We start from the raw sequence: 19,037 nt of genomic DNA on the forward strand, positions 1-19,037 counted from the left end.
GTATGGATACTCAAGTAACTGCGAAATTTAAAATTCTCAAACCAGCTAATGAGGTATTTGAAGCCATAGTAGACCCTGTGAAAATCGGGAATTTTTGGTTCTCATCGAGTTCTGAAAGATGGGAACAAGGCAAGACGGTTACATTAAGATATGATGAATACCATGCTGAAGGTGTTATAAATGTATTAGAAATAGAGGGAAATAAGAAAATCGTGTTTTCCTGGGGCGCGGAAAGTGATCAAGAAACGGTCGTTACCATTACTCTAAAAGAGCTGGATCATACAAGTACAATTATTGAAGTAAACGAATCAGGTTTGAAAGAAGATGACCCCGAAATCGTAAACAAAATGATTGGACAAAAAGAAGGCTGGGTATATACATTAACTTGTTTAAAGGCTTATTTAGAAAATAACGTTACTAATTTGAGAGCATCATTAATTCATTAGGTAGCAACATAAAAAGGACTAGGGTTAACCTACAACTGTGCCTTTATTTTTTTTGAATAATAAACTTAAGGAGGCGATACTTTGTCATAGTACCACCTCTTAGATTAATAATATTTTTAATTTCAGCAACAACACTAACAAAAAGTTTCTTTGATTATTTACATAATCTTATTTCACTTAAAATTGATTCGATTTAAGATCTTTGCTTTCTGATAATGAAAAATTGATTTAGATAATTCAAAGATAGTTCCGTTTGTTAAGCATACGGTATTTTCAATAATCAATGCAGGGTCTTGCGTATTAACATGGAGTATTTCCGCACTTGCTTCATCGATTTTTTCACAATTAATGACTTTGTCAGCAAACCCAATGTTTAATTTTAAGTCCTCTATCAGGTAATTATAAATAGAACTCTTTGCAATATCTTCATTTAAGTATGGCACAATATCTTTTTTAAAATAACTTATTTCAATTGAGAAGGGTTCATGATCTACAATTCGCAGCCGCTTAATATAATAAAGTTTTGTTCCAGCTTCACAGCGCAATTGTTTTGCTTTTCCTTCATCTGCTTCCAGCACTTGTAAAGCCAGAATATTCGTCTCAATTTTTTTTGAAGTCAAATCTTTTGTTAATCCTCTAAGGCTGCCTAAGTTTATATAATCTGTTGCAGATTTGTCTCGTAAAAACATTCCGCTGCCTTGAACCTGATAGATATACCCTCGATTGACCAGCTGGTTAATTGCTTTTCGAATCGTATTTCGGCTCACTTCAAAATTTTTGATCAGTTCTTCTTCTGTCGGCAGCTTTTTTGTTTTATCAAATTTACCATCCCGAATTTCACGCTCTAAACCATCAGCAATTTCTTTATATTTTACGGCCATATGATCTCCCTATTATAATTGAATCATTTACTGCCTCTATTATACACAAAACCTCCCTGAATAAAATTAAGAGGTTACCATTTTCCTTACAGTTCTTGTCCTCTCGTTTCAATAATATGCTTATACCAGTGAAACGACAGTTTTTTCTTTCGGTTTAAATGATCATTATGATCCACGTAAATAAATCCATATTGCTTTTTAAACCCGTTTAACCAGCTTAAGAGATCAATGGCAGACCATGCATAATACCCTTTTAAATGAATGCCTTCATTAATTGCACGCTTAATCACTTTTAAATGTTCTTCAATATATTTAATTCGAGGAACATCTACAATTTCGCCATCAATAATCGGATCTTCATCACCAAGTCCGTTTTCTGTTACATACATTTTAATATCACCATAACGCTCTTTTAACATATGCAGCCCATCTAAAAATCCTTGAGGTGAAATTTCCCATCCCCATTTTGTATATGTTTTATCTTCCATTTTTACGGTCCGATAAAAGCCGTCAAAAGACGGGTTGCCTGGAGCTAGAGTAGATGTTTCTCTTGAATGTTCCATGGCTGATACAGTTTCGTGATTTTTTTCTACTCGAATAGGCTGGTAATAATTAAGGCCAATAAAATCATTTTTTGCTGCATTTCTTTTTAACGTATCCAGTTCTTCTTCTGTCCAGCTTGGCGTCCAGCCTTTCTCCTTTAATTGCTCCACCACATATGACGGATATTCACCTTTTAAAATCGGGTCATAATACCAAAAAGTTCCATAATCATTGGCATGCCTGGCAGCTAATACATTCTCACGTTTATCATCAACACTGAAAGCCGGTAAGAATACATGAGTGATCCCAATCTCGCCGTAATGATTCAAATTCTTATAGACTTCTACGGCTTTAGCATGTGCATAAAACACGTAATGTGTAGCTTGAAAATATTTATTCTCATCGTTTTGAATACCAGGCGGATGCGCTCCTTTTAAATAGCCTAATTCGCAAAACATTACTGTTTCATTAAACGTAATCCAATGTTTCACGCGGTCGCCGAATGCCCGAAAACAAATTTCTGCATACTTGACGAAGGCTACAGCTGTTCGTTTATTTGTCCATCCTCCATCTTGTTCAAGCGTCAGAGGCAAATCCCAATGATACAGTGTAACAAATGGAACAATCCCATATTTTAAACATTCATTAATGACATTATTATAAAATTCCAGGCCATTTTCATTAACTTCACCGTCTCCTGTTGGCAAAATACGTGCCCATGAAATCGAAAACCGGTACGATTCAAGTCCCATCTCTGCCATTAACTTAATATCTTCTTTGTATCGATGATAATGATCAATCGCTACATCTCCGTTCGTACCTTCATACGTTTTCCCCGGAATCTTTGAAAAGACATCCCAATTCGTTTCACCTTTACCATCTTCATTCCATGCTCCTTCTATTTGATAAGAAGCAGTAGCTGCTCCGAATAAAAAATCATGTGGAAACTTCATAATAAACCCTCCATTTATGTGCAAATGTATTAAATTCGTTATTACATATTATATTTATTGGTACAAATAACAATGTGATTATATCCTTTTTTTCAATATTTGACTAGATAAACTTCGTAAAACTATAAAACATAAGGATAAAAGATAGTATCTACTTTAATGGAATAATTAAATTCAAGTGGTATTACTAAACAAAAAAAACCATTAATCCTGCTTAATTAATGTCCTTACAATAATTGAGTCGCAACACACACACACACACCAATCCTGGTCTTGAATATAAGCCTGTTTGTAGAAGATCATCTTGAAAAATGTCTGGCCCTTTCGGAACATCTACTTATAAATTTCTCGATAAGTGCAGAAGATTTACATAATAAAAAGAGCAGCTTTCACTGCTCTTCACTGTATACTATGTTCATTATGTAAATTTAATTGTTTACCGATATGTCACCTATTGAAAATTTCTGCTCATATTTATCCTCGATATGGTGAAGCATTTTTGTTATTACATTCTCTCCTTTAAGCATTTCTTACTCCTAGTAAACCAGCTACAATGTTAAAATCCATTTTACTTAAACGATTCTGTATAACTAGAGTAAACATCCTCTTTATCTCAAAAATGAAGGGCTGCAGAAAAATTTAAAAAATTCTTCTGCAGCATATGATTGAAGGTTCCAATACCTTTAGTACATTAATAAAATCCTTCACTCCCCGTGTGCTTGATGAATATCGAATAGCTTGTGAACTACTATGGAACAACTCTAGTTTATATTGATTGCAACGTTGGTCTAATCACAATTTCGTTAACTCCCGTTTCGTCGGGTTCATTAATTGCAAATGCAATAGCTCGAGCGACACTGTAAGGAGAAATGCTGGGATAATCTTGATATTCGGGAAGAACACCTGTCGCTGTCATTCCTGGTGAAATGTTGGTGGTCCGAATATGAGAGGTCGGTGACTCCTCTTGGCGCAGACCTTCCGTAATAGCGCGAACGGCAAATTTGGTAGCGCTGTACACAGCTGTGTTTGGAACTACCTTATGACCCATAAGAGAAGAAATGTTGATAATATGACCTGATTGCTGTTCCCTCATTGTCGGCAATACCGAAGCTACACCATACAGTACACCTTTGATGTTGACATCAATCATTTGATCCCATTCATGGATTTTCAGTTCATTTAAAGGAGAATTAGGCATGATTCCAGCACTATTAATAAGTACATCGATTCGTCCATACTGTTCCAATGCAAACTGTGAGAGCTTTAGCATTTCCTCGGATGAGGTCACATTGGTTTTCCTATAAACAGCCTGCCCGCCTTCCTTGTTAATTTCGTTCACGATGGTATTGAGACGTTCTTCTCTTCTTGCAGCCAATACTACTTTAGCACCATTCTTAGCCAAAAACTTAGTGGTTGCTTCTCCAATTCCACTGGATGCTCCTGTAATAATGATCACCTTAGATTTCAAATTTTCCATTGTTAGCTCTCCTTAAAGGAATTTTTGTGTTTACTTCCTATATATCTCTATCCATTTATCATTTTAAGTTTTTTTAAAAAATATTGAATACGAGTTGTTTAAATAACGGCCGTTGATTATTATTATAGAGAGAAAAGCAGTAAATACAATCGCTAATAATCACGCTTTTGTTTGATATACAACAAATGTATGAATTGTGCTGATTAACTAGGGAGGCAAGTGAAAAATGACTATTAGAAACAAAACAGATAGAAGAATTTTGAGAACAAAAGAAGCTATTAACAGGGCGTTTCTTGAAGTATTTTCTGAGAAGAAATTCGATCGAATCACAATAAATGATATTTCTGAACGTGCCAATGTTAATCGTGGAACCATTTATCTTCACTATACGGATAAATATGACTTACTCAATAAATGTATAAACGATCACTTGGACAAAATGATCCTATCTTGCACATTCACCAAGTTTATTCAGGAAAATGTTGAAGTGATTGAAGCCATTGAGGCACTTAAATCCTTATTTATTTATATACAGGAGAATTTTCTATTCTTTTCTTCCATGCTCTCCAGTCAAAAAACTTCCCTATTTAGAGAACGTATACAAAAAATACTTACTTCAACTATTCAAGAAAAAATTGATATGCAGGGTATTAATCAGGACATGGATAAGGAAGTAATTATACAATTTACCTCCACTGCTTTTATAGGGACTTTGGAGTGGTGGATTATGAACCATATGCCACACTCACCTGAATATATGGCGGAGCAAGTATGGAAATTGTTTGAAAGGAATAATATTGGCTCTTAGTAATTGCATCAACCATTAGGAATGGGAGACAACGTTCAGTGATTGTTCCATTCTAGAATCTGGCTCGTTGTGAAATAACAAAAGCCCAATTTCTCAGTGTTGTAAGCGAGAAATTGGGCTTTTAGTATTGGGATATTTATGCTTCTGAATTCTTTTCCTACGTTAAACTGGTCTTTAACGGAACAACCAGCTAATTCAAAACAGCTGCAGAAGGTTTTCTAAACAGCTCTTAATGACGAAAGTAATCAATCATTCGATTTTTCGTTGACTTTTGCTTGTATCAGTTTCCCGGCTGCATATCCTTGACTCAATTCCTGGATGTCCACGCTATTTGATTCCCGTTTCCGTAATAATCTGCATTGCCGCTGACGTTCCCGTTAGTGCAGTTACACTCCAAACTATGCTAACACCTTACATTTTTGCGTTTAAAACCAAGCAAACCTCTATCTATATCCTTTTGAATATTTTCCGAAGCAAGCAGGATACTGCTTTTTTTCTTGCCCCGCCTGACTTCGACTGGGCCTACTGCCTTTGCAGTTTCAAGCGCCTTATCATGGAGAGGCAAATATGAAATCCCGACTGTGTAGATAAAATTATTCATAGCGGATTTCGTCCGATCAGGAGAATCGTGAATTGTATTTTCCACCTGATCTAGCATACTGGCAATCTTGCTTGCGCTAAATTCACTGTCAGAACGATTACCCAAAAGCCAGCAGTAACAGCTCCAGCCTGCCGACATTCTAAGTTCTTCACCGCTTGCGATCCATTTATCGGCAACAGCTTGCGCAAAATCGGTTTCTGCCAAAGTTACTGCAACCACATAATCGGACAGCATATAAAAATACGCCGCATCCATCCAACTCTCAAAATTCGCCTCAGTCATGGCCATTGGGTCCGCAATGATGCCGGCAAAATACATCGCATCGTAGTTCCCAGTGGCGTAAAGCTGCTCGGCCAAAGGCTGATTTTTCTTGATTTTCTTTGCAATCGGCTTCATTTTACCTGTAGCTACGCCAAAAAGCGGCTCATGTGCACCATTGCTTATGTACGTGTTTTTAATTCGTTCCTTGCCGAGCGCTTCCAATTCCGCCATAACCATTTCAAAATCCATTGTTTTGCACTTCCTTCCTAACCATACCCACTTCATTATAACCATCTAGTTTATATACTTTATCAAGCAATACATTAACTTGATGTTAAAGATCAAAAGTAGCTGTCATCGCTTGTGAACAATCTCTTACATTGGATTTACGCGTCTTCACACACACAAAGAGACGTTTCAGGTTTAAAAACGAACTATAAATTGCAATATTTACAATAATTTCAAGCATTAATTTGAAGTCTCCTTGTGCCTGCAATTATTATACCATGGTGTTTAAATCTAACTTAACCTAAATTTTTAGCTTATATTAGCTTGTATATAGGTAATCCAATAAAATATACATTAATGAATTTGATAGTTATTTCTCTTCCTCTATTTTGCATTGCACCTCATATTCAATAAAAAAGGGCACAACTCCTTTTGAGTTAGTGCACCATTCACTGATTTATATATTTATATTTGGTCATTTAAAAATTGTTTTATCAACTATGAAATACGCTGGCTCACAAGCTTGCTTTTATATGTTTCCAATACTCGGGTCATAGTCGTTAAGATATCCTCTACTTTTCCTAAATCCCTAATACCATTCCATCTTCAACAAGCTGTTTTTGAAGCTCTTTAACATTAACTTTAGCTGGTGTTGTGCCCATAGTATGGGTAAGTGCAGCGGCTGTTCCAGCTGCCTGCCCAGCTGCCATCGCGCTTGGTGTTAAACGAGTTGTCGCAAGTGCTTCGTGGGAAGCAGACATACAGCGTCCTGCTACAAGTAAATTCTTAATTTTCTTCGGAACAAGGCAACCGTAAGGAATATCGAACGATCCGTCGCCCTCAACCCATGCGATTTCCATACCTCTTCCGCTCGGAGCGTGAATATCAATAGGATATCCGCTTTTTGCAATGACGTCGTCAAACTTCCTGCCGGCTACAACATCCTCTTTTGTTAATACATATTCTCCTTCAATTCTGCGGGATTCACGAATTCCAATTTGCGCACCAGTGCTGGATATTGAGGCATTTTCAAAACCAGGGATCCACTTATTAAGAAAATCGGCTACCATTAGCACCTGTTTGCGGCCTTCAAATTCAGCCTTTGTTAAATCCTCAATCTTCGTTCCATCCAAGTCCTGAACCCTCGTCATATTCACGAGTACTTCATCTTCAGCCGGTCCTGCAAAGAACAGAACCTGGTCACGATTTATCGGCAAATTCGCTTCCTTCCATTCCTTATAAAAGCCCTGCACTGCAGTTAACGGCAGATCAGGAAGTTCATCAAATGGGGTTTTCCTAAAAAAGTTTTCGGGATGCTCGATCATTTGTTTTTTCACTTTTTGAAGATTGACGCCTCTCATTCTGAACTTCATCGTTAAAGGCTGGGTTTTCTGGTCATCATCACGGCCTTTAAGCGTTGGGGCTCCTGAAAGGTACGCGATGTCAGCATCGCCGGAAGTATCTACAAACACGTCGGCGTAAACCCTTTGACGTCCTGACTTTGATGTAATCTCAATATATTGAATGTAATCATTTTCAACTTCTACATGATCTACAAAGCTATGAACTAATAAATCCGCTCCGGCTTCCTCAAGCATTTCAACAGCGAGAACTTTGTACACCTCGGGATCATAAGGGGTTACGGAGTAGACAAATCCGCACGTATCACGAAGGTGTCCCGGCGAAGCACCACGATCTTTTAAGCGCTGGACAATTTCCTCAGCTATCCCTTTTATTACCTGAGTCCCATTTTCAGTGTGGTAAGTCATCCACGGGTAAACACTTGCAATTGTGGACATACCTCCAAGAAAACCATGTCTTTCAACTAATAATACTTTTTTATGTTTACGGCCTGCAGCAATAGCCGCATTGATTCCGGCTGGCCCACCGCCCACTACAACAATATCATAATGTTTTGTCATTTTAGTTCCTCCTACTAAAAAGAAGCATGATGGTTCTATTAGTATACTAGCTGAAGAAGGCGTACTGTTTCTATAAAAGTGCTAATATTAAAACATGTTTCAAACAGGGGGACATCTAAAAAACATGTTTTGAGAACAGCCATTTATCATAAATGCTGTGCTATAGTTACGTTGTTGAAAACGCAATCATGTTAATACAGAGGTTTTTAAAGGGGGGTTTTATATGCGAAAAAAATTACAAAGTTATTTTTCAATGCTTGGTCGATCGTTTCTTTTAGCGGTAGCGGTTATGTCTTTCTTTGTCCTGCTGTTAACGCTTGGTGCGGTTCTGAAAAACCCGCATTTTATCGAAGCGGTACCATTCTTAGGGAACACTTGGATTCAATTTATTGCTAATGCGCTAAGTGAGTCAGGTCTCGTTGTAATCCGGTTTATGCCGCTCGTATTTGCCGTATCGATCGCGATTGGCATGTCGGAAAAAGGCTCTAAAGATCTTGCAGCTTTTTCAGCTGTTATTGGCTACTTATTTATGATCACTTTCTCCAGCCTGACGATGTCCACATTCGGAATGGCAGTGCCTCCTGATGTTTTAGTTGGCGAAAACAATATGGTAAGTATATCCCAAACGCTGGATATGAGAAAAGCGATGCAAACGATGGTACTTGGTGTCCAAACGATTGATACTGGGGTACTTGGAGGTGTAATCGTCGGTACAGTCGCAGCATGGGCAACTAAACGATACAAGTCAAAATCACTACCGATGATTTTTAGCTTTTATCAAGGTAAGCATTTCCCGCCGATTGCTACTGGCTTCATCTTTATGCTTGCAGGTATTGCGATTCCATTTATCTGGCCGATTATCGGCGGCGGAATATACAGCGCTGCCCAAATTGTCACAGGAGCAGGAGTAGTTGGTTCCTTCCTATTCGGTTTTATCGAAAGAATATTGATTCCTACTGGACTTCACCACGTCTGGTACTCTTTGGCTCATTTTACTCCTGTTGGGGGAATAAAAGAAATCTGCGGGGAAGTATACACAGGAACAAAAGCTATTACCACAGGCGCGCTTGGCTGCGGCCAGTTCAGCGGAGATCTTTCAGATATTACCCGAGTATGGCTTGGCCAGGGTGCAACGCCGATCAAAGTATTTGGTGTACCTGGTGCTTTAATTGGTATTTACCTTGCTGCGAAAAATAAGAACAGAGCAAAGGTTATCGCGATTTCCGCGGCAAGTGCTTCTTTCTTTGCGGGAGTAACTGAACCATTCGAATTCCTATTCATGTTTTTGGCTCCAGGATTATTCCTAATTCATGCAGCATTAACTGGTTTATCATTTGCAGTTTTAGATATGGTAGATGCGTCTTACTTAGGCGGAAACAACATTATCGAACTTGTTTTTAACGGTTTTTTTCAGGGACATAAATCAACATGGATTCCTGTAACACTAGTCGGTATTGCGATGTTCTTCATCTATATGTTTACGTTTAAGTGGTATATAGAGAAATTCAACATTATGACGCCTGGCCGCGAACCGGAAGATGATACTGAAGATGTTTTAAATGCAGAAGTAGAAGCTTCAAAACTTATTAGATCCAAAGCTGACAAGAACGAAGTTGCCAAAAGCATAATTGAGCACATGGGTGGCAAAAAAAACATTAAAGATTACTCAAACTGTATTTCCCGTCTGCGAATATTCGTTCATGATCCATCACTAATTAATAAAGATGCGCTCAAAAAGATTCCTGATTCTCTTGGTATGTCACAGCCATCTGACGAAGAGGTTCATATAGTCTTCGGCATGAAAGTATCAGAATACCGCGAAGCTGTTGACCGTTTGCTAGATTATTAAATTACTAAAAAATTGAGGTGCTTACTTTTGAAAACATATAAAATTGCCGTGGCCGGCGGAGGTTCCACGTATACACCAGGAATTGCAAAAGCATTAATGCTCAAAAAGGATGAATTCCCTGTTAGCGAAATTCGTCTATACGATATCAATGAAGAACGTCAGCGGAAAGTTGCGATGATTACAGAAAAAGTAGTGGCGGAATTTGATCCAAACGTAAAAATCACTTCTTCTGCAAATCCAAAAACAGCATTTGAAGACGTTGACTTTATCTTTGCACAACTTCGTGTGGGTGGAAATGCGATGCGTGAAAAGGATGAAAAGATACCGTTTAGCCATGGAATAGTTGGCCAGGAAACATGCGGCCCAGGCGGAATGTCATACGGAATGAGGACAATCGCGCCAATGATTGAACTTTGCGATTTTGCTGCAGAGTACGCTCCTCAAGCGTGGATCATTAACTATTCAAACCCTGCAGCAATTGTCGCGGAAGCGATTCGCAAAGAACGTCCAAATGCCCGTATCTTGAACATTTGTGATATGCCTATAGGAATGATGCTTCGCATGGCAGAAATCCTCGGTGCAAATAAAGATGAAATTGAAGTTGATTACTTCGGTTTAAATCACTTCGGCTGGTTTACCGACGTATATGTCAAAGGTGAAAGCCGCATGAACGAATTGCGTGAGTATATGAGGGTGAATGGTCTTGTGACTCCGGAACAGTCGAAGGACTTGCAGCACTCCGATGTTGACTGGATTAAAGCGCATAAGAACGTGGCGAAAATGCTCAAGCTTTTCCCTGAGTATATACCAAGCTCTTACTTACAATATTATTTGATTCCTCAAACCGTTGTGGAACAGACAAATCCGGAGTACACAAGAGCAAACCGGGTTATGGATAACCGTGAGAAGAACTTGTTTGATTCCATTGAGCACTTGGAGGAAACAGGCGAATTCAAGGAAGGCTTCAAAGTTGGTGTCCATGGTACATTCATCGTTGACGTCGCGATGTCAATTGCCTTTGACCGACGCGAGCGTTTCCTGCTTATTGTGGAAAACAATGGGGCTATTCCTAACCTGCCTGCCGATGCAATGGTGGAAATCCCTGCCTACGTAACAAGCAGAGGACCTGAACCTATCCGTTTGGAACCAATTGGTTTGTTCTACAAAGGTTTGATTGAGCAGCAATTAGCATCTGAAAAGCTTCTTGTTGAAGCTGCACTGGAAGGTTCATACCAAAAAGCACTACAGGCATTTGCCTTAAATAAAACTTTCCCTACTGCTGAAATGGCCAAGATCGTTTTGGATGACCTGATTGAAGCGAATAAAGAATTCTGGCCAGTATTAAATTAATATTATTAACGGTGAGACCTGACTTATTGTCAGGTTTTTTTGGGATTCTGACGGTTTCTATTTTATAATGGTGTTAAGACTAAAGGAGTGCGAACTATGAAACGTTTATTGCTTAATAAAGTCCTAGCTACCATCGGGGACACCATCAATGATACAGAATATACGATTCTTCTCGATTTAATTGAACATATCGATCAGCTGCAAACCTACAGCATCCGCGAAGCTGCTAAAAATAATTTTGTATCCACATCAAGTATTTCTCGTCTTTGTATAAAGCTTGGGTTAAGCGGTTACAGTGAGCTGAAATTTTATTTGAAAAACCAAAACGATTATCTTCAAGAGAATCAGGATGACACCCATTCTTCTATGAAGAAAACTGCATCAGTGCTTCTGAATACTTTTCAGCAAAATTATAGGAAAACAATTGACCAGCTTAATGAGACAGACCTGGAACAGTTTATTAAACTGTTAACTGATTCTTCACATATCGGTGTGTGCGGCTCAGGGATCTCAGAGATTGTTGCAAACTACTTTACCCAGCGATTCCAAATCATTGGAAAGGATACATGGCTGGTTAACGTAAGTGCTCCTGGCGGAATATACATGAACCAATTGGCCAAAAGCCAGCTTATGGTTGTGTTCTCAAGATCTGGTGAGTCATCCTATGTATTATCAAAAGCTCAAATCGCGAAACGACAGGGAATCAAAATAGCGGCTATTACAAGCAGCCAAAACAGTACTCTGGCCGAAATGGCCGACTTGATTTTGCCTATATACGGTTCACGTGAACCTCTTGATGTGTCGTATAATATTACCTCTTACAACTCGATTGTGGCTCTATTCATTGACCTTCTACTACAGTTGTATATGGAGGCTGCGAGTGATGGCAGGGTGTAAAAAAACCTTAGAGAATTGATATATCTAAAAAAGCAGGATACACCAGTTGAAAGAATATCATGTAATGTTTAATTATTATGACTTCGAATGTGTACGCACAGCAACATAAAAAAAGAAATACCAATCATACATGCTACCCATAACCAAGCCATTTGCATGTTCCCCGAGTCAATGGCTGTATATATAGCAGTGGGCGTTGTTTGTGTTTTTCCCGGAATGTTCCCTGCAAACATTAGTGTAGCTCCAAATTCACCCAATGCCCTTGCAAAACTCAGGATTACACCCGAAATAATGGATTTACGTGCTAGTGGAATTGAAACAAACAAATATAATTCTATTTCATTTGCACCATCCAGACGCGCAGCATTCTCAATATCTTTGTCAATCGCTTCAAATCCTGTTTTAGAAGATTGATACATAAGCGGAAAAGCTACCACAGTAGAAGCGATAACAGCTGCCCACCACGTAAACATAACAGGCTGATTAAAAATCCACTCAATTAATTGTCCTGCTGGAGCATTCCTTCCAAAAAACATAATTAACAAAAAGCCCACGACCGTAGGCGGTAATACTAACGGCAAAAGAAAAACTGTTTCAATGATTACTTTCCCTTTGAATTTAGTATTACTCATTACCATCCCCGTTAATAATCCAAAAACTAAAACCATTACTCCTGAGACAGATGCTATCTCAATGGAGAGTCTGACCGGTGACAGAAAGTCTGTTGTCATTTTAATTCATGCAGACCTTTAAAACCATACATTTTGAAAATCTTGATAGAGCTGCCATTTTGAAGGTAATTGTAGAATAGTTGGGTTTCTTTTGGATGGGGACTATTTTTGATCATCCCCACTGGATAAATAATCTGATCGTGTGTGTCTTCCTTTGCGGTTGCTGCAATTTTAACTTTTTGGGAAGTCAATGCATCCGTTTTGTAGACAATTCCTGCGTCAACATTGTTCGTCTCAACATATGCAAGCACTTGACGAACATCCTTACCATAAACTACATTCCCTTCAATCGCTTTCCAAACATTTACTTTTTCTAATGTATCCTTTCCATATTGTCCTGCTGGTACAGATTCAGGAATTCCAAGTGCTGTTTTATCAGCTTTGGTGAGGTCTTTGAATGTTTTGATCCCTTTACTTGAATCTTTTGGAACTATCAACACGAGGCCGTTGCTTAATAGACCTATTCCATTTTTCTTATCAATAAGTCCATCCTCTACTAATTTCTGAAATTTGTCCTCATCAGCTGAAAAGAACACATCTACAGGTGCTCCTTGAGAGATTTGTTGTTGGAGAGCCCCTGAAGCTCCAAAGTTATAGTTTATAATTACATTAGGATGTTTCTTTTCAAAGCTTGATTTTATGTCTTTTAAGGCATCCTGTAAGCTTGAAGCTGCTGAAACAGTTAATTCCACTTTTTTATCTGAGGATTCTTGTTCCTGAGCTTCTGATTTTTCACTTTGTACATTTGTTGAACACCCAGACATGACTGCTAATAGAAGAATCATCAAGAAATAAAGAAGGAATATTTTTCTCATTATTGCGCTTCCTTTCTTGCTATTTATTATTGAGCAGGACTTACTATGAAGGTTAAAAAAGAACGATTAGGATGTCTTCTTTATGATCAGCTAATCGGTCTCCCCATTTCTATGCGGTAGCTGATTCTCACAAAGAAACAGGAACATCAAAGATTCTTTCTTTTTTTTTCAAAGAATTTCCTTTCTATTTCACTCATATCAAATTTAAAAACAAAAGCAATCCCTAAAAAAAGAGAAAATAAATTTAAAAACCAATCCTTATTGTTCTTTCTTGTGCCTAGGCATTTAAATATTTCCTGGAATTGAATTCTTTCATCCGCAGCAACAATAGGAACAGCACCAAAATACTTTAATACCAAATCAAGCTTGAGATGAACCGCCAGCACAAGCATATCGTTTAAAATTTCGGTGTAATCTCCAATATCTTTTTTGTTATAAAGGTTTATGAGATTTCTGTTCACATTGGAAATTATTAAGTCTGTATCAGCCTCTGGTATATTTGTGTTACCTATCATTTTTTTTAAGTCCATAACAGCTCCTCCTTTTACTTCATAGTATTACAATCTTCAAAGATTTCTTTGAAGACTACTAAAGGTTAGGGATTTATATTTAAACAATAGACTTATAATTTAGAAATAAAGCAACTGCATCGAAATCATAAATAATATTATCCATGAATTGGCTTGTCAAATACATAAATGGTCATTGCAGTATCCGTTTCTATATCAATATCTGTAAAGATGTTCACAATTTTTGCGTCGGTTATCTCCTCAATTTTTTTCAAGACCACAGGATTTTTATAAAGCTGCTTTACTAACTTAGTTCGCGTATCATGAACAACTCGCTGCCCTTCTATCGAACCTATCATAAAATGTTCAACATTTGTCAGATTTCCTTTCATCTCACTAATGACCCAAGGTCCTACAAATCGTGTAGTAATTTCTTTCGGTCCATTTCCAACATATTCTTTGCGTATTTCACGGAGCAGCATATTGAACTGATGTTCCATATTTCTTTTCATTTTCATTTCCCCTATCTGATTTTTTAATGATTTTTAGCTTCCGCAGGAGGCAAGAGCAGGTAACTTATTATTAGCACGAAAATCACCAAAGATAACCAAAAAATTTGAATTGGTTCTTTGTTATTTACTATTATGAATCGAATTGTAGCTGTAATTCCAATATATAGAAGGTATCGTAATGGGAAATGGTGATCTTCTTCGAAATATCGTACAATTATGGAAATAAAACCAAAATACAGGAAAAATATAAGTATTTTACTGAAAATTTCATGAACATTTTTATTACTCAATAAAGCATCGTTTAAAATGTAATAAAGTTCTCTAAAAAGAAAAAAAGTAATAATAAAGCTAAGAAAAATCAATGATGTATTCAACATCATTTGATACAGTTTTATCAGCCACTTCCCATTTTTTAGCTTATCAGATCCAAACATTAGTATCCTCCATTATTCCCTTTTGACATGAATGAAATCTCTTTCCCAAAATAACTTAGGCTACTTTTTATTTTTATCATTGAAAAAAATCTTGAAATACAATCGCCCTATACTTTTTTCTAAGAGTCGTACAGGGCAATTACAAGATTTCTGTCATGGCTTATAAGGTGTAAGAAGAATAAACATGTCTTCAATTTTGAGTATATCTACTGATGCTAATCCTTTAGTCCTTCACCTAATCCCTTTAATAAGTCAAGAGAATACTTTATTACGCGATTAACATCTGGATCTCTCATTAATTTTACTAAATCAAAAACGCCAACTTTTTTATTTGTTCGAATGCCTTCTTCTGCTTTTTGAAGACCTTTCGTTAGACCTCCCATCAGTTTTTTTGTTGTTTCAGGGTCTATTTCTGTCAAAATTCCAGCTGCAGCCATTGCATTATTAAGGGCATTTGTTACAGGCGGACGTAACATTTGTCCTACTGCTATTTTTGCTACTTGTTCTTTTGCTTCAACAAGATTATTAATGGCTCCAAGAATTCCGCTCTTGTGAAGTTCTTGGAGAAGTTGAATGGTTTCTTTAATCCCATCGGCATTTTGGGATAAGTCTTCTAAAACATTATTAAGTGATTGATCCTGTATTTCCTTTTCAGAAAGGATTGGTTCATCTATCTTCGTAATTGGCCTTGCCATTATTCGGTACCTCCCGGTGTATTCAAATCTACTAGAGCATTATGAATACATATTTTGTAAAGCCTCTGGAGATTTGGAGAAGTTGTATGGTTGCTTTAATTCCATCGATATTTTAGGATAAATCTTGAAAAACCTGACTAAAGTTCCGTATTTCTTCCTCAGATGAATAAGTGTATCTAATGGTAATTTTGGTGTTCCCATCACTTTTTACCTCCTGGTATATTCAAGTCTGCAATTGGTTCGTAATCTTTGCGTGCCCATTTCCGATCCACTTGGACACCTAGCTGCGGATTACGTTTTGCATAACGAGGATTATATAATGGAAGTGGTCTGCTTCCTTTTTCTTGTAATAACTCCATTTTGACTTTTATTTGTTTGTAGGCTGGAGTTTGTGTCCGAACGTCACCAACACTACCAGTTAAAAGATTAATTGCATTTTCATGACTTACTGAGTGCATAGGAACATACAATTCTTTGCCTTGAACTCGATCGGTTACAACTGCCCGAAGCTTAATCGCACCATATGGAGAAATAAGCCGAACTAATGATCCGTCTACTGCCTTACGGTCTCGGGCAAGTTCAGGTGAGATTTCTACGAACACCTCAGGTAATTTGTACTGAAGCCCTTTTGATTTATTTGTCATATTACCAACGTGGAAATGTTCTAAGAGTCGACCATTGTTTAAAGTAAGATCGAATTCTTGTGAAAATTCGATAGGCGGAACATATTCTTTAAGAGAAAAACGTGCCTTTCCATCAGGGAAATTAAAGCGCTTTGTATAAAGAAGCGGTTCATCTGTTCCATCTATTTGTACTGGCCACATTAAACTATTCCATTCTTCAAGTCTCTCGTATGATACGCCTGCAAAAGTTGGACACAGACCAGCTACTTCATCCATAATTTCGCTTGGATGTTGATAGTTCCAATCAAATCCCATGTATTTTGCAATTTGTTGAATAATCCACCAGTCTGGTCTTGATTCTCCTAGTGGCTCAAGTGCTTGATAAAGTCGTTGGATTCGTCGTTCTGTATTGGTGAATGTGCCGTCTTTTTCAAGGGATGGTGCTGCTGGTAACACAACATCTGCAAATTGTGCAGTTTTTGTTAAGAAAACATCTTGTACTACAAAGAATTCTAACTTGCTGAGCGTTTCATGCACATGGTTGGAGTTTGAATCTACCCAAGCCATATCTTCTCCCATAAGATACATGGCTTTTAGGTTTCCATCTTCTGATGCCTCTAACATATCAATGTTCGTAAATCCTGGTTTTTCAGAGATTTTAACGCCATAAGCTTTTTCAAAATTAGCACGAGCTGCGTTGTCTGTTAAACGCTGATTACCAGCGAGCCATTGTGGCAGAGCTCCCATATCACATGAACCTTGTACATTGTTGTGTCCGCGAAGCGGAAATGCTCCTGCTCCAGTACGGCCGAAATTACCAGTTACCAGAAGAAGGTTAACAATTGCACCTGACGTATGGGAACCTGCGACATTTTGAGTAACGCCCATTCCCCATAAAATACATGTCCCATCTGCTTCATGAATCATTTTAGCTGTCTTAATTAACTGTTCTTTTGGAAGACCAGTAACTTCAACTGCATAGTCAAGTGTATATTTTTCAAGAAGTTTCAAGTACTCATTGTAGTAATTTACACGAGCTTTAATGAATGATTCATTGTGCCAGCCTTGATCAATCATATATTTTGCAATAGCAGTTAACCAAACAAAGTCCGTTCCTTGTTTTGGATGTAAAAATAAATCAGAACGCTCTGCCAGTTCATGCTTACGAAGATCTGATACAATCAGTTTTTGCCCACGCAATTTCTTTGCACGCTTCACTCGTGTCGCTAAAACAGGATGTCCTTCAGTTGGATTAGCACCAACCGTGATAACAAGTCCTGCATTTTCAATATCTCGAATGGTACCTGAATCTCCGCCATAGCCAACAGTGGCAAGTAATCCATCTGTTGCAGGAGATTGACAGTAGCGCGAACAGTTATCCACGTTATTTGTTCCAAACACTTGACGAGCCAATTTTTGCATAAGGTACGATTCTTCGTTTGTTGTCTTCGATGAACTTACAAAGCCAAGCGCATCTCCTCCGTACGTTTCTTTAATGGAACCCATTTTTTTCGCAATTAATGAAAGTGCTTCATCCCAAGTCGCAGGAACAAATACATCTTCTTTGCGAATTAAAGGTGCAGTAAGGCGTTGTTCACTATTTACAAAGTCCCAGCCGAATTTTCCTTTCACACATGTTGAAACACTGTTTACAGGACTATTTTCAGATGGTTCTACTTTTAAAATTTCCCGTCCTTTGGTCCATACTTCAAATGAACATCCAACACCACAAAATGTACAAACAGTTTTTGTCTTTTTCGTACGTTTATCACGAGCAGCTGCTTCCACTTCTGATAATGCAAATATTGTTTTATAATCCGGTTCGACTTCTTTAATAAGGTCAACCATTGGGTTTAGTAAGTCTTTCGGAATCGCGGTCATAAGCCCAGCTTCGCCTAACATTGATTTTTCCATCAATGCATTACATGGACAAACTGTGGCACACTGTCCGCAAGATACACAAGAAGACTCATTGATGGACTTTCCATCATCCCACATTACACGTGGAATTTCGCGTTCCCAATCGATGGATAGAGTTTCATTCACTTGTAAATCTTGACATACTTCTACACAACGTCCACAAAGGATACATTGATCGGGATCATATCTATAAAAAGGATGCGACATATCCACATCATATCCTTTTTCTCGGTATGGACGAGTTTGATGTTCAATTTCTAACAGCTCTGCTGTGTTATGAACACGACAATTACCGTTGTTATTATCACAAACTGTACAATACAGTAAGTGATTCTCTAAAATACGGTCCATTGCTTCTGTTTGTGCATTTTTGGCCCGTTCTGAGGAAGTTAAAATATTCATTCCTTCTTCAAATTCTGTCGAACACGCTCTCAGAATTTTACCATCGATTTCACACATACAGGTATCGCAGGTTTGAATGGGACCTAAAACTTCTGAATAACAGATATGGGGGTGTTCTACTCCTTGTTGCAAGAGATAATCAAGAATTTTAGTCCTTTTTTCTACTTCGTGCTGCTGTCC

At 37.8% G+C, this 19,037-nt stretch carries 18 protein-coding genes; 5 read left to right on the forward strand and 13 right to left on the reverse strand.

The window, feature by feature from the left end:
• Positions 1 to 2 precede the first annotated feature (2 nt).
• Positions 3 to 446: an SRPBCC family protein gene (locus CYJ36_RS19775; RefSeq protein ID WP_101568970.1), complete on the forward strand. Its 444-nt coding sequence runs from the start codon at positions 3 to 5 to the stop codon at positions 444 to 446.
• 173 nt (positions 447 to 619) lie between these two features.
• On the opposite strand, the gene CYJ36_RS19780 is transcribed toward CYJ36_RS19775, so the two are convergent.
• The 3 genes from CYJ36_RS19780 to CYJ36_RS19790 form a co-directional block, all read right to left on the reverse strand.
• Complete coding sequence (locus CYJ36_RS19780; RefSeq protein WP_101568971.1) at positions 620 to 1,327, reverse strand: GntR family transcriptional regulator; 708 nt, start codon at positions 1,325 to 1,327, stop codon at positions 620 to 622.
• Between the two features lie 86 nt (positions 1,328 to 1,413).
• Entirely contained in the window at positions 1,414 to 2,823 is a 1,410-nt protein-coding gene (locus CYJ36_RS19785) for a glycoside hydrolase family 1 protein (RefSeq protein ID WP_101568972.1), read from the reverse strand.
• A 766-nt stretch (positions 2,824 to 3,589) separates the two neighbouring features.
• A complete protein-coding gene (locus CYJ36_RS19790; RefSeq protein ID WP_101568973.1) occupies positions 3,590 to 4,300 on the reverse strand; it encodes an SDR family oxidoreductase in 711 nt (236 codons plus the stop codon).
• A 226-nt stretch (positions 4,301 to 4,526) separates the two neighbouring features.
• Between CYJ36_RS19790 and CYJ36_RS19795 the strand changes: the two genes are divergently transcribed.
• Entirely contained in the window at positions 4,527 to 5,108 is a 582-nt protein-coding gene (locus tag CYJ36_RS19795; RefSeq protein ID WP_257962555.1) for a TetR/AcrR family transcriptional regulator, read from the forward strand.
• 403 nt (positions 5,109 to 5,511) lie between these two features.
• Here CYJ36_RS19795 and CYJ36_RS19800 read toward each other — a convergent pair whose 3' ends face one another.
• Both CYJ36_RS19800 and CYJ36_RS19805 read right to left on the reverse strand, forming a co-directional pair.
• The gene (locus tag CYJ36_RS19800) at positions 5,512 to 6,219 is read right to left on the reverse strand and encodes a DNA alkylation repair protein (protein WP_101568974.1); all 708 of its coding nucleotides are present in this window, start codon (positions 6,217 to 6,219) and stop codon (positions 5,512 to 5,514) included.
• A gap of 560 nt (positions 6,220 to 6,779) precedes the next feature.
• Positions 6,780 to 8,120, reverse strand: coding sequence for an FAD-dependent oxidoreductase (locus CYJ36_RS19805; protein WP_101568975.1), 1,341 nt, complete (start codon positions 8,118 to 8,120; stop codon positions 6,780 to 6,782).
• Positions 8,121 to 8,343: 223 nt separating this feature from the next.
• Here CYJ36_RS19805 and CYJ36_RS19810 point away from each other — a divergent pair, with 223 nt between their 5' ends.
• From CYJ36_RS19810 to CYJ36_RS19820, 3 genes are all read left to right on the forward strand, one after another.
• Positions 8,344 to 9,969 carry a PTS transporter subunit EIIC gene (locus CYJ36_RS19810; protein WP_101568976.1) on the forward strand — a complete coding sequence of 542 codons (1,626 nt, stop codon included), beginning with the start codon at positions 8,344 to 8,346 and terminating at the stop codon, positions 9,967 to 9,969.
• 27 nt (positions 9,970 to 9,996) lie between these two features.
• Positions 9,997 to 11,319 (forward strand): 6-phospho-alpha-glucosidase, encoded by a 1,323-nt coding sequence (locus tag CYJ36_RS19815; protein WP_101568977.1) that lies wholly within the window; start codon positions 9,997 to 9,999, stop codon positions 11,317 to 11,319.
• Between the two features lie 96 nt (positions 11,320 to 11,415).
• Positions 11,416 to 12,216 carry a MurR/RpiR family transcriptional regulator gene (locus CYJ36_RS19820; protein ID WP_101568978.1) on the forward strand — a complete coding sequence of 267 codons (801 nt, stop codon included), beginning with the start codon at positions 11,416 to 11,418 and terminating at the stop codon, positions 12,214 to 12,216.
• A 68-nt stretch (positions 12,217 to 12,284) separates the two neighbouring features.
• Here the strand turns inward: CYJ36_RS19820 and modB are convergent, their stop codons facing one another.
• The 8 genes from modB to fdhF all read right to left on the reverse strand — a co-directional run.
• On the reverse strand, positions 12,285 to 12,947 hold the full coding sequence (modB, locus tag CYJ36_RS19825; protein ID WP_101568979.1) for a molybdate ABC transporter permease subunit: 663 nt from the start codon (positions 12,945 to 12,947) through the stop codon (positions 12,285 to 12,287).
• Positions 12,944 to 13,762, reverse strand: coding sequence for a molybdate ABC transporter substrate-binding protein (modA, locus tag CYJ36_RS19830; protein WP_101568980.1), 819 nt, complete (start codon positions 13,760 to 13,762; stop codon positions 12,944 to 12,946). The genes modB and modA overlap by 4 nt, the downstream gene beginning before the upstream one ends.
• Before the next feature lie 146 nt (positions 13,763 to 13,908).
• A complete protein-coding gene (locus CYJ36_RS19835; RefSeq protein WP_101568981.1) occupies positions 13,909 to 14,292 on the reverse strand; it encodes a hypothetical protein in 384 nt (127 codons plus the stop codon).
• A gap of 137 nt (positions 14,293 to 14,429) precedes the next feature.
• Positions 14,430 to 14,783, reverse strand: coding sequence for a DUF2294 domain-containing protein (locus CYJ36_RS19840; protein ID WP_101568982.1), 354 nt, complete (start codon positions 14,781 to 14,783; stop codon positions 14,430 to 14,432).
• Positions 14,784 to 14,806: 23 nt separating this feature from the next.
• Positions 14,807 to 15,217, reverse strand: coding sequence for a phosphate-starvation-inducible protein PsiE (locus CYJ36_RS19845; protein WP_101568983.1), 411 nt, complete (start codon positions 15,215 to 15,217; stop codon positions 14,807 to 14,809).
• A gap of 215 nt (positions 15,218 to 15,432) precedes the next feature.
• On the reverse strand, positions 15,433 to 15,912 hold the full coding sequence (locus tag CYJ36_RS19850) for a DUF1641 domain-containing protein (RefSeq protein WP_101568984.1): 480 nt from the start codon (positions 15,910 to 15,912) through the stop codon (positions 15,433 to 15,435).
• Between the two features lie 39 nt (positions 15,913 to 15,951).
• The gene (locus CYJ36_RS23885; protein ID WP_180850489.1) at positions 15,952 to 16,113 is read right to left on the reverse strand and encodes a hypothetical protein; all 162 of its coding nucleotides are present in this window, start codon (positions 16,111 to 16,113) and stop codon (positions 15,952 to 15,954) included.
• On the reverse strand, positions 16,113 to 19,037 hold a 2,925-nt coding region (fdhF, locus tag CYJ36_RS19855; protein ID WP_101568985.1), incomplete at its 5' end, for a formate dehydrogenase subunit alpha. The genes fdhF and CYJ36_RS23885, both read right to left, overlap by 1 nt.

Source organism: Bacillus sp. UMB0893 (genome assembly GCF_002858905.1).
In the GTDB taxonomy this organism is placed as follows: Bacteria; Bacillota; Bacilli; order Bacillales; family Bacillaceae; genus Bacillus_P.